9 protein-coding genes are annotated in these 12622 nt (G+C 38.7%); all 9 read right to left on the bottom strand.

Annotated elements, in window-relative coordinates; translation table 11 throughout:
• Nucleotides 1-14: 14 nt before the first annotated feature.
• The 9 genes from nth to recN all read right to left on the bottom strand — a co-directional run bounded on the left by nth (nucleotide 15) and on the right by recN (nucleotide 12612).
• Nucleotides 15-647, bottom strand: coding sequence for an endonuclease III (gene nth / locus T344_RS0104990; RefSeq protein ID WP_027627790.1), 633 nt, complete (start codon nucleotides 645-647; stop codon nucleotides 15-17).
• A complete protein-coding gene (locus tag T344_RS0104985; protein WP_027627789.1) occupies nucleotides 640-2124 on the bottom strand; it encodes a glycogen synthase in 1485 nt (494 codons plus the stop codon). Before T344_RS0104985 ends, nth begins: the two co-directional genes overlap by 8 nt.
• An 18-nt stretch (nucleotides 2125-2142) precedes the next feature.
• Nucleotides 2143-3615, bottom strand: coding sequence for an HD domain-containing phosphohydrolase (locus tag T344_RS0104980; protein WP_027627788.1), 1473 nt, complete (start codon nucleotides 3613-3615; stop codon nucleotides 2143-2145).
• Nucleotides 3616-3797: 182 nt separating this feature from the next.
• Complete coding sequence (locus T344_RS27610; RefSeq protein ID WP_027627787.1) at nucleotides 3798-5483, bottom strand: S1C family serine protease; 1686 nt, start codon at nucleotides 5481-5483, stop codon at nucleotides 3798-3800.
• A 72-nt stretch (nucleotides 5484-5555) separates the two neighbouring features.
• On the bottom strand, nucleotides 5556-7079 hold the full coding sequence (locus tag T344_RS0104970; RefSeq protein ID WP_027627786.1) for a sensor histidine kinase: 1524 nt from the start codon (nucleotides 7077-7079) through the stop codon (nucleotides 5556-5558).
• 3 nt (nucleotides 7080-7082) lie between these two features.
• Nucleotides 7083-7769, bottom strand: a complete 687-nt coding sequence (locus T344_RS0104965) for a response regulator transcription factor (RefSeq protein WP_004623862.1) — start codon at nucleotides 7767-7769, stop codon at nucleotides 7083-7085.
• Nucleotides 7770-7994: 225 nt separating this feature from the next.
• Complete coding sequence (gene spo0A / locus T344_RS0104960) at nucleotides 7995-8831, bottom strand: sporulation transcription factor Spo0A (protein WP_027627785.1); 837 nt, start codon at nucleotides 8829-8831, stop codon at nucleotides 7995-7997.
• Nucleotides 8832-9153: 322 nt separating this feature from the next.
• Complete coding sequence (gene spoIVB, locus T344_RS0104955) at nucleotides 9154-10479, bottom strand: SpoIVB peptidase (RefSeq protein ID WP_027627784.1); 1326 nt, start codon at nucleotides 10477-10479, stop codon at nucleotides 9154-9156.
• Between the two features lie 426 nt (nucleotides 10480-10905).
• The gene (recN, locus tag T344_RS0104950) at nucleotides 10906-12612 is read right to left on the bottom strand and encodes a DNA repair protein RecN (RefSeq protein ID WP_027627783.1); all 1707 of its coding nucleotides are present in this window, start codon (nucleotides 12610-12612) and stop codon (nucleotides 10906-10908) included.
• Between the last annotated feature and the right edge of the window lie 10 nt (nucleotides 12613-12622).

The raw sequence follows: 12622 nt of genomic DNA, 5'->3' as shown, positions 1-12622 counted from the left end.
AGTAGTTTTAACCGCTAATGCTTATTATAGTAGTCACATAGGCTATTAATCCTGCAATTTTCACAATCCGGCTTTCTTGCATTACAAACTTCCCTTCCATGATAGACAAGCTTGTGGCAAAAATCCGCCCAGCTTTCCTTTGGTACGATTTTTTGCAAATCGTACTCTATCTTTTCGGGCTCCTGGTTTTTAGTCAATCCAATACGATTTGAAAGTCTTTTGGCATGTGTATCAACCACTACGCCCGGAATACCGTATACTTCATATAATACAAGATTTGCAGTCTTCCTTCCCACACCCGGAAGCTGAAGCATCTCATCCAAATTATCGGGGATTTTGCCGTCATACTTCTCTACCAACAGCTTACAGCATCCAATAATATTTTTTGCCTTGTTCCTGTAAAAGCCTGTTGATTTAATGTCCTGTTCCAGTTCGGCCTGATCCGCATTTGCAAAATCCTCAGCAGACCTGTACTTTTTATACAGGTCCTTTGTAACAATATTTACTCTTGCATCTGTGCACTGGGCTGCCAGCTGTGTTGATATGAGCAGCTGCAAGGGCTCCATGTATTCAAGTGAACACTCTGCCTCGGGATACAGTTCATTAAAAATATTTAATATTTCAATTACTCTTTCTTTTTTATTCATCGGAAGTTACCTCTTTTTTAATTTTTTCCAGGGCAAGCTCATATAGCTTCAGATATTCCCTGCCCGGCTTTTTCCAGGAAAAATCACAGCTCAGTGCCCTGCGTACAAGCTTTTCCCATATATCGGGCTTATCCTTATATATGTTAATTGCTCTTTGCAGCGTTTCCCTGAAGGCCCTTACAGAAAACTCTTCAAATGAAAAACCATTGCCCTTTTCATTATCTGCATCATAATCTATTATTGTTTCGGCTAAACCGCCGGTTGCCCTTACTACAGGTATTGTTCCATATCTCAGGCTTATTATCTGTCCCAATCCGCAGGGTTCAAACCTCGAGGGCATTAAAAACATGTCTGCGGCAGAATAAATTCTCTTTGCCAGCTCGGTATTAAACTCAAAGACAGCAGCAACATTGTCCGGATATTTGATTTGTAATCCGGAAAATGCTTTATAATAATATTCATCCCCCAGTCCTAAAACCGCAAGCTGGACATTTTCCTTTTTAATAAGCTCTTCTATACAGCCGATCAACAGTTCCAGCCCCTTTTGACCGGTGAGCCTTGTTACCAGGCCCAATAGCGGAGAGGTGCTTTCCTTCAGTCCCAATTCCTTTTGCAGGGCCTTTTTATTATCCTTTTTCAAAGCGGCGCTGTTTATATCATAATTGACCTTCAGACACCGGTCCCTTTCAGGATTAAACTCTTCATAGGATATGCCGTTCACTATTCCGAAAAGGTCCTTCTTTCTTTTAACCAGCACACCCTCCATTCTTTCACCGTAGGCAGAGGTTTGTATTTCTTCGGCATACTGCCTGCTTACGGTATTTATAATGTCGGCGTAGACCAATCCGCACTTCATAAAGCTGAACATTCCATAAAACTCCGCTTTTTCAGGAGTAAAATACTCAGCCTCCAGATTTAAATATTCAGTTATTTCGGCACCAAAATTGCCCTGATATTCAAGATTATGAACGGTATAAACCGTAGCAATATCCCTGTACGGTTCCTGGCTGTGATACCTTTCCTTCAGCAGGAGGCAGACAGGTCCCGTATGCCAATCGTTGCAGTGAATCACATCCGGTTTAAAATCAATATATTTAAGCATCTCCAGTGCAGCCTTGCACATCAAAATAAATCTTTGTCCATCATCATTATAACAGTAGATGCCCTCTCTATTATAATAATGGTGATTTTCAATAAAATAAACAGGTATTGTTTGGTTCTGACTATTGGAAAAGCCACCTTGTTTAATGATACAGGTCTCTTTTCTGCTGCCCATTTCAACCGGAAAATCACAGACATAAACCATATCCTGACTGATAAACCCGTACCGCGGCATTACAACCCTGACCTCATGTCCAAGCAGGGATAATTCTTTCGGCAGCGATCCTGCCACATCAGCCAGGCCTCCTGTCTTTGCATAAGGATCCACCTCGGCGGATACATATAGAATGTTAAGTTTTTTATTATTAAATTTCACTGCTACCTCCAGGATTAATCAAACTAGTTCTCTTATCATTTTAATGAATACATCTGAAATTTCAGGATCGAATTGAATCCCCTTGCAGCGTTCAATTTCGTTGATGGCCACCTCCATCGACATGCCTTTCCTGTAGGTTCTGTCACTGGTCATGGCATCAAAAGCATCGGCTATACATAATATTCTGCCCAATAAGCTTATTTCCTCACCTTTTAATCTATTTGGATAACCGCTGCCGTTATATTTTTCATGATGCTCAAGGATAGCCCTTAAGCCCCTGCCTAAAAACTCTACATTCCTTAGTATATTATAGGAAATCTGCGGATGTTTTTTGATCTCTTCATATTCCTGATCGGTAAGCTTGTCGGTTTTGTTCAGGATCGACGCAGAAATGCCTATTTTACCGATGTCGTGAAGAATTGCTGCATATCTCAAATCTTGTATGACTTCCTCCTCAAGATTCATATGTGCGGCTATTTCACAGGAAATTTCCATAACTCTTTGACAATGGCCGCTGGTATAGGAGTCCTTGGCCTCAATGGCGTTCACCAATGACATAACAGTCTGAATATATCCGGTATTCAGACTTTCCGAGTACTTTAACAATTCTTCATTCTTTAACCGGAGTTCTTCTTTTGTAATATTCAAATTATTGATATTGTCATTCAGATCATCGTTAACAGCTGCTGTTTCTTCATACAGTGCTTCGATTTCCTGCTTCTGGGCATATACATCATTAAACAGCTGGGATTTGTTCATGGCCACAGCTGCATAATTTGCAATGCTCATTAAAAAAGACAGATTGACCTTTTTAAATGAATTTTTTACAGTGGTTTCAATGAAGATTACTCCCAGCTGTTCATTTGATATGCTCAAAGGGATAGCCAGCTTATCTCCGACTATTCCCCTTTTTTTAATTAAAATATTTGAATTAACCACTATGGAATTTGTATTAAAGCACTTTGTTACAACAGAATCCGGTGTAAAAGCCTTTCCTACGTCATTAAAGACACAGCCCAGTTCGTACTTGCAAAAAATTTCCGACGAATCCATGTCCTTTATACAGATAAGGCATCTGTCACAGCCGGTAAATTTTCTGAAAACATCAAAAACATATTCCACTATATTGCCCATATCAATTGTCGAATTGAATTTTTCAGAGGTAACTCTGAGAACTTCAAGTTCATTTTGTTTTTCAACCAGCAATTTGAAGGTTTTAAGAGCATTTCTTTCACTGACCGGGTATGAGAACCGTCTATGGGTATTATATAAACCCGTATACTTGCCTATAACCTTTTTTGCCTTATTATTTCTCCTTATGACCAATATACCAAAATCGATCAAATCCAACAGCAGAATAATGACTCCCAAAAAAAAGCTAAAATATAGTATACTTTTAACTCCTTCAGTTATACCATACAGAAATAGGGGTATAGCAATTATTCCTACCATATACTTGGCAATATGGGAATAATACCCAAAAAAGTTCATGTATCCCTCCATCAGATTAGTATAAGTGCAGTATATTATTACATATTAATTTTAAGGTTTTTTACTAATATTAGCAATATAAATAGCATTTTTTATATAATTTATATTTATTTGGGCTATTTTAAGCAAAAAAAATACTGCTATTTTCAGCAGTATTTTTTCCTTAAATTATTCATCAATGTTTATTTGGTTTCACCCAACTTGACCTGAACGGTTTTGGTATTTCCGTCCCTGTAGATTTCTATCTGTACGGTATCACCGGGTTTATGCTTATTTTTTTCGTCTTCCAGCTCAGCGTATGATTTTACAGACTTACCGTCAAATTTTGTAATGACATCTCCGCCCTGTATACCTGCTTTTTCAGCGGCGCCAAGAATTTCAACATCGGCTACGTATACTCCCATGGGCATTTTATTTTCTTTTGCAACATCTTCGGTGTATCTCTGATCAACTGAAATTCCCAGATATGGTTTTGATATATAGGTATTCTTTATAAGCTCATCCGCAATCTTCTTTGCATCATTAACCGGAATGGCAAATCCAAGTCCTTCAAAACCTGTGGCAACCATCTTAACGGTATTCACACCAATGAGCTGCCCTTTTATATTTACCAGGGCTCCCCCGCTGTTTCCGGGATTTATGGCCGCATCCGTCTGCACAAGTTTTATTTTTCTGCCGCCGTCAAGCTGTACCGTCCTGTTTAAACCGCTTATCACACCCTGTGTAACAGAGCCCATATATTCAAGTCCGCCAGGATTTCCTATTGCTATGGCAGGTTCTCCGATTTTTAAATTGTCGGAATTGCCAAACTCAATTGCATTTAAATTATTTTCGTTTATTTTCAGGACGGCAAGATCGGTCTTGGAGTCATATCCCTTTACTTCCGCCACATAGGGCTTATCGATTTTATTGGGAAGGAATACTTCTATTTTGGCACCGGCCTGAACTTTCCTTGTCCTGTCATTCAATGCATTTTCTATTACGTGATGGTTGGTCATTATATACCCGTCCGAACTTATAATAATACCGGAACCTTCTCCGCCGCTGGATTGAACTCCGAACAAATCATTGGTGTTCTGATAAGTAGTTCTGATACCCACAACCGAAGGTCCTACTTTTTCAGCAACACTTGTAACTGCAGACTCGGCCGTCTGGACTATTTCCACTCTTTTGAGTTCACCGGCAGGGGTTTGGGTATTCTGCTTTTCTTCTGCCAGATTTGCTCCGAAAAAGCTTTTCAGTCCTGGCTGAATGGCAGGTGCCACTACTAAAAGCATGGTTGCCAGAATAGCTCCTCCAAGGATTGAACTGACAACCGACACCAGAATGTATTTCCAGGCATCGGATTTTTTTTGAGACTTCTTATAATTTTCCTTATAAAAGTTATTATAATTTGGAGAACCATAATTTGGAGAACCATAATTTGGTGCATTGTAATTTGGCGGGGTAAGATTCTGAGTATTTGAAAATCCTTGCGGATTGTTCATCTGCCATATTCTCTGAGTCTCATTAATTTTATTTTGACCGGACTGATCAGGCAAAGCTTCAAAGTTATGGCTATTATCCGGATTTGTCTGAAAACCGGAATTTTCTTCAGCTTTGTTTTCCACTGGCCCGGAAGGCTCTGCATCTGCATTAATGACAGTTGAAGCCTGGTCATTTGAATTCTCTCCGGTATCAACGGTATTATTTTCAGCAGGGACGCCTTCTGTTTGGTTATTTTCTAATGTGGTATTGTCAGCCGCCGCATTGTTATATGTTTCAGATGTATTGTCATGCTGAACACTTTCCTCTGTCTGTCCTATATCGTTCAGCCGGTTGTTAAGTTCTTCTGTTACATCATTTTTTTCAATTTTGTCATCATTCATTGAAAAGTCCCCTTTCTCATCAATATATTTAATATTTTAATCATGCAATTTTAAAAAACTATGAACAAAGTGTTAATCTTCAATACTATTTTTAAAGTGGTCCAATGTAAATGTAAATTTAGTTCCGGTTCCCGTTTCGCTTTCGACCCATATTTCCTGTTTGTGTTCGCTTATTATGTTTTTAACTATGGCAAGCCCCAGACCGGTGCCGGTTTTATCCTTTCCCCTGGACTTGTCGGATTTATAAAATCTGTCAAATATCCGTTTCTGTTCATCCTGATCGATTCCAACACCATTATCCTTAACCGAGATTAAAACCTTATCTTTATTCTTTACAGTTTCTAAAATAATTCTCCCGTTTTCGTTTGAAAATTTAACCGCATTGTGTAAAAGATTAATTATGACTCTTTCGATGGAATCTCTGTCTCCTATGACTATCAAATTTTCAGAGTCGAAATTCGCTTCAACCTCCAGGTTTTTAGAAGTTATTAATGTTTCATTTTTAATTACGCATAATCTTACAAGTTCATTTATATCAAAGGGCTTTAAATTGAGTTTTAATTCTCCCGCCTCCATCTTTGCCAGATCCAGAAGATCATTCACAAGTCTGTTCAGGCGGTTTATTTCATCTCTGACAATAATCAGATAATTTTCGTGTTTATCCTCAGGAATAGTACCGTCAAGTATGCCTTCAATAAAGCCGCGTATTGATGTCATTGGTGTTCTGAGTTCATGTGAGACATTGGCAATAAAGCCGCGCCGCATTTCCTCCAATTTTTGCAGGTCATCGATCATCTGGTTAAAGCTGGTAGCCAGCTGGCCGATTTCATCATCGTTTTTTACCGTAAGCCTGTTTCTGAATTCTCCTGCCGCTATGATTTTTGCAGCATTATTTATCTGTTTCAGGGGTTTTGTAAACCGCAGTGAGAAAACATAAACCAAAACTATTGCCAGAAAGATTGCTACTCCGCCCGACCACACAAACAACTGGAATACCTGGGTCCTCAGCTTCTGTATCTCAGGCATGGGCGTATGCAGGTATATGGCTGCTATGGTTTGCTGCTTGCCGCTGCTGGGTGTAACCTGAAAAGGCACTTGAATCGTCAGCCAGGAATCCCCATAACGTTTGTATTCGTCTGTGCTGAGCAAACCGAAAAAGTCTCCGATTTTTTGAATGGTTTTGCCGCCGTTGTTCATCACATCTTCATACATCTTAGGTTCAGGCAGCTGCGGGTGATTGTATTCATTTTCGTATTTCTCCAGGGCAGCCTTGGCCCAATCCGGTGTACAGAATGCCACCTGTCCTTTCGCATCCACAACCCATATGATGGAATGACTGAATTCGCTGGTCTGTGCCAAAGAATTCTGAAAATACTGCTGGACTACCAATGAATCCATGTTTTTTAAATAAAATACAAAATTATTCTTTATATCTGCGGCTGCCTGTTCAAGTGTACTTACCTTTTCTTTTGTTGAATAGTTGTTCAGGAAGTAATACAAAAACCCGCCTGTAACGATATAGCTTAAAATAAGCAGTCCTATAAAAATACTCACAAGTTTTTTAAAGATAGTCTGTTTAAATTTGAATTTTGCCATTAATTATTTCACCTCAAACTTGTAGCCCACACCCCAAACTGTTTTAAGCTGCCAGGGCTGTCCTTCGAGGTCTATTTTCTCCCTTACCCTTTTCACGTGGACGTCCACAGTCCTGGAATCGCCATAGAAATCAAAGCCCCACACATGTTCCAGCAGCTGTTCCCTGGTGAATACCTTGTTGGGGTTTGAAGCCAGGAAAAACAGAAGTTCCAGTTCTTTCGGAGGCAGTTCTATAAGATTGCCCTTTAATCTGATGGTATAATTGCTTTTATTGACGATCAGGTTTGGGAATACCACCTCCTGTGTATCCACATCCTTGTGCTCATATCTTCTTAACACGGCCTTTATCCTGGCGACAAGCTCCTTCGGTTCAAAAGGCTTGACCATGTAGTCATCTGCACCCAGCTCCAGTCCAAGCACCTTGTCAAAGGTCTCTCCCTTTGCCGTAAGCATTATAATGGGGATGGAACTGACTTTCCGTATCTCTCTGCACACCTGCCAGCCGTCAATTCCCGGCAGCATTATGTCCAGCACAACCAGGCTGGGAGTATGTGTCTTGAATGCGTCGACGGCACTTATCCCATTATATGCGTATAAAACTTCGTAACCTTCCTTTTGGAGGTATAATCCGATCAGCTCGCAAATATTCCTGTCATCATCCACAATTAATACTTTACTTTTGTTATTCATAAAAACTCCTTAATATTGCTTTTATAAACTAGTTAACTTTATTATAACAATAGTGTCCTAAAAAGGAATATCAAAATAAAATTGTTATCAAAAAATTAATAAATTAACGAGTCAAATTATTAGTTTTTTATATTAATTTTATATCAAATAAAAAACTCCTCCGGCTAATATTGTAAACAAATTTTGTTTACTTAAGCGGAGAAGTTTTTTCAACAAATAATTAAATCACCCAACTTTTAATTCCAATCTCAATTTGTCGGCTATCATTGCAATAAACTCTGAATTTGTTGGTTTACCTTTTCCAATGTTGACGGTATAACCGAACAATGCATCAATAGCTTCAACCTGCCCTCTGCTCCATGCAACTTCTATTGCATGACGGATGGCTCTTTCAACTCTGCTTGGAGTTGTATTATATTCTTTTGCTATACTGGGGTAGAGAAGTTTTGTGATGGAATTTATCACGTCCAAATCCTTGACAACCATCATTATTGCATCCCTGAGATACTGGTAACCCTTGATATGGGCAGGAACACCTATTTCGTGCATGATGTTGGTCACTTCAACTTCAAGACTTCTGGATGTGTTTGGTATATGTACCGGTTTCTTTTCAGTAAAAGTTTCGTTTTTATGAACTGATATTGACGAAGACATAGAAGTTGAAACAGAAGGAACGTACGTACTATCTTTTAATTGTCTGATTCTGTTGACGAGGACATCCATATCAAAAGGTTTTACAATGTAGTATTCTGCACCCAGTGCAAGTGCGCGCTGTGTGATTTTGTCCTGTCCAACAGCCGATAGTACAATAAATAAAGGTCTCTTGTCCATGTTCGATGATGCTATTTTTTCCAAAACTCCCAACCCATCAAGATGTGGCATAATAATGTCTAGAATTGCAATATCCGGAGTATTCTGCAGTATTAAATCAACTGCTTCAAAACCGTCTCTTGCCAGACCGACAACCTCAATATCGCTCTGATTTGATAAGTATTCGCACAAAATGTCGCCGAACTCCCTATTATCGTCCGCAATAAGAACATTAATTTTTTTACTACTCAACGCCATAACCCCCCAAGATTTTATTTTTCCAAAATATGTCATGCATCTATTATATTTTGAACTCGACATAATTTCAAGTTTTTTACTCTAATTGCCGAAGTCAAATAATAATAACATAAACAAAATTCACTCTCCACGCCTTAATACTACCATATTTCTCTATATTATAAAATAATAATATAAATAATAAAATTTGTATTTATTACCCAAATGTTAATAAATATATAGTTTTTTTACATACATAATTTAAGTATATACCCATAAATTAAAATTTTAAACTGAACCTACCATTTTTTTTGATAGATTCAGTTTAAATTATTTTTTATCCGGCTTTAGTTTCTCCTATTGGGGCTGCTGCCTTTTCGTTGATATTCTTCAGCATCCACTCAATAAATATGCCGTAACCCCTGGTTGGATCATTTACAAGAACATGGGTTACCGCACCGATCAACTTGCCATTTTGTATTATGGGGCTTCCTGACATACCTTGCACTATACCTCCTGTGGAATTCAGCAGTTTTTTATCGGTGACCTTGATTACCATTCCCTTAGGTCCGCTGAAGGACTGTCTTGCCACCTTCTCAATATAAATGCTGAATTCCTGAATTTCATTTCCTTCAATATTTGACAGTATTGTGGCCGGACCCACCTTTACCTGGCCTCTTATTCCTATGGGATACAACCTCTGATTGAATATTCTGTTCTGCCCGTAGACCTTGCCGTAAATGCCGCATTCATCATTTTTATAAATATTGCCCATGGGCGGTTTATTTTCCATAAATATTCCTTTTAATTCCCCCGGTGTTCCCTGCTCACCTTTTTTGACGGCTATGATATTTGATTCCAGCACTTCACCGCTGTTTACAGGCATCAGCATTCCGGTGTCTATATCGGTAATACCGTGACCCAGAGCACCAAAACTGCCTGTTTCGGGATCATAAAAAGTCAGGGTGCCAATCCCCGCCGTGCTGTCCCTTACCCATAATCCGATGTGATATTTCCTGTCATTAACCCCCTGGGTAGGATAAATTGTCGTCGAATAAACCGTATTGTTACGTTTATACTTTATATCCAATTTACCTCCTTTGCTGTTGTCGATCTGTTTTATCATGTCCCGGATATCGGTAAGCTTTTTATTATTTATTTCACAAATAATGTCTCCTGCCTTGATACCTCCATCTTTTGCCGGTGCCAATCTCACACCGTTGGCAGTGTCCACTTCACTTACTCCTATAACCAATATTCCGTCCATTCTGATTTTAACCCCCACCGTATTGCCGCAGGCAGCTAACTTTTTACTTGGAATAATATCAACCTGCATTGTCTTTAGAGGAATGACACCAAAAGCTTTAAAATTAAGCTTTACCGTTCCTTTTTTCTGAGTTTTGAAAGCCAGAGGTGATATCAGCTCTAAATAATTTCCATTTGCTTTAATACTGCTGTTATTAAGTTTTAATACTTCATTATTATCAGCTTTTATATTTACAAAATAGAGACTTTTAAAATTGTAAATATATTCTTCTCCTTCTAAAAGTGTCAATCTTTCAGGTATGACAGAAAATGTCTGCAAATAACTAAGTGTAGCAACACAAAAGCAGACAAATAATAATACAAACAGCTTTTTTTTATTGGATTTTAAATAGTGCATTTAATCACGCTCCCGATAAATAAAATACCATTTTCTGGCTGCTTGCTTTTGCTCCCCATATTATTCCAATGAGAACAAAGTCACGCAATTTTGTATTAGCGTGACCTTGCAATCATAATCATAAGTTAACCTTTATAGATTTTTATTATTCAAGTAAAATAAAACATGGCAGGTAATTAACACTCAAAAAAAACCTTAAATTCACGTTTATGAATTTTCAAAATGCAAAATCTGATAAATAAATAGTTGAGCATCCATTTTCAGAAAAATTTATTAATATTAACAATAATCCTTGATAAATTCACAGAAACAAAAAATTTTATATTTTCCTGGGCAATAAAAAAAATCAGCCATATTAACAGCTAATTTTTTATCGAAAAATTCAAAGGTTGGCTTGCAAGACGGGCATTAGCAAAATTTTGCATACTAGCTCTTCTTTTTAAAAAGCCCGGCAGCCTCTATTAGTTCCTCGGAATGCTTCAGGGCCAGGGCAGTTATATCGGAGCCGCCTATTATTCTTGCTATTTCCTGAACTCTTCCCTTATGATCAAGTTTTCGTACGGTAGTGTAAGTATTTTCACCATCGGAGTTTTTTTCTATGTACAGGTGGTTATCAGCCATACAGGCCAATTGTGACAAATGGGTTACGCACAGCACCTGGTGTGTTCTGGATATGTAGGACAGTCTTTCTCCGACCTTTTGTGCAGCCTTGCCGCTGATTCCGGTATCTATTTCGTCAAATATCAAAGTCGGAATGGCATCCACATTTGCCAGAATTGTCTTTATGGCCAGCATGATCCTGGACATTTCACCTCCAGAGGCAATCCTGCTCAAAGGTTTCAACGGCTCTCCGGCATTGCTTGAAATAAGGAACTCAGCTGAATTCAATCCATTTTTCGAAAAATATTTTTCATCTTTATTAAATGACAGCTCTACCTTGAAGCTGGAATTTTTCATCTCCAGGTTTTCAAGTTCGGCAGTAATATTTTTTTCAAGCACAACCGCAGCCTTTTCCCTTTCGGTATTCAGCTTTTCAGCGCTTTCATACAGCTTTTGAGATAATGACGCCAGCTGTTTGTTCAGCTCCTCCGCAAGACTTTCACTTTGAAGCAGCTCTTCATATTCCCGCCGGGACCTGTCCAGAAAGTCCATTACATCCTCCAGCGTAGAACCGTACTTTCTTTTTAATCTTGTAATAATATCAAGTCTTTCATCAATACTCATCAACTCATCCGGGTTATACTCGTCCGCTTCACGTCTGCTTCGAAGTTCTTCACAAATGTCCTCAAGCTGGTAAATTACAGATTCCAATTTCTCAGAGATGGAATTCAATTCAGGGTCATATTTCAATACCGACGCTAATTCCTGCAATGCCTTATTTGAATTGTACAGGACAGATTTTCCTCCGGTATCGCTGCCTTCGTTTAAAAGCTCATACGCACTGACAATGGAATTCATTATCTTCTCAGAGTTGGCCAAAACCTGGCGTTTAGCTGTCAGACTTTCGTCCTCGCCTTTTTTCAGTCTGGCATTTTTGATTTCATCAATCTGAAAATTAAGCATATCCATACGGCGGGCCATTTCTCCCTTGTCTCCCGCAAGTGAATGAAGTTTTGATTTTATATTTTTATACTGCGCATACAATTCCAGATATTCTGTTTTGACCTTTTCAATTGCCTTACCTCCGAAGGCATCCAGTAAATCAATATGCGTTTCTGTTTTTAACAGTGATTGATTGTCGTGCTGACCGTGAATATCCAGAAGGAGTTCCCCTATCTGTTTCAGCATTGAAACATTAACCAGTCTCCCGTTTATTCTGCAGGTATTTTTCCCGGACAGACTAATTTCCCTTGATAAAATAATATTTCCTTCATCTCTGTCTATTCCGGTTTCCTCAAGTATTCTGTCTATGCCGGCATTTTCATATTGAAACACTGCTTCAATAATAGCTTTATCCTTTCCTGTTCTTATCAAATCCCTGGATACTCTTTCTCCAAGAACGGCATTGATCGAATCTATCAATATGGATTTACCCGCTCCGGTCTCACCTGTTAAAACATTGAGTCCCTGGCCTATCTCAAGGTTCAGCCTGTCAATAAGCGCTATATTTTGAATATCAAGCTGTGTCAGCATATTAACCTCC

It is taken from the genome of Ruminiclostridium cellobioparum DSM 1351 = ATCC 15832 (assembly GCF_000621505.1).
Taxonomy (GTDB): Bacteria; Bacillota; Clostridia; order Acetivibrionales; family DSM-1351; genus Ruminiclostridium; species Ruminiclostridium cellobioparum.
The sequence above is the reverse complement of the archived record's forward strand: the minus strand, read 5'-3'. Positions and strand labels throughout refer to the sequence as shown.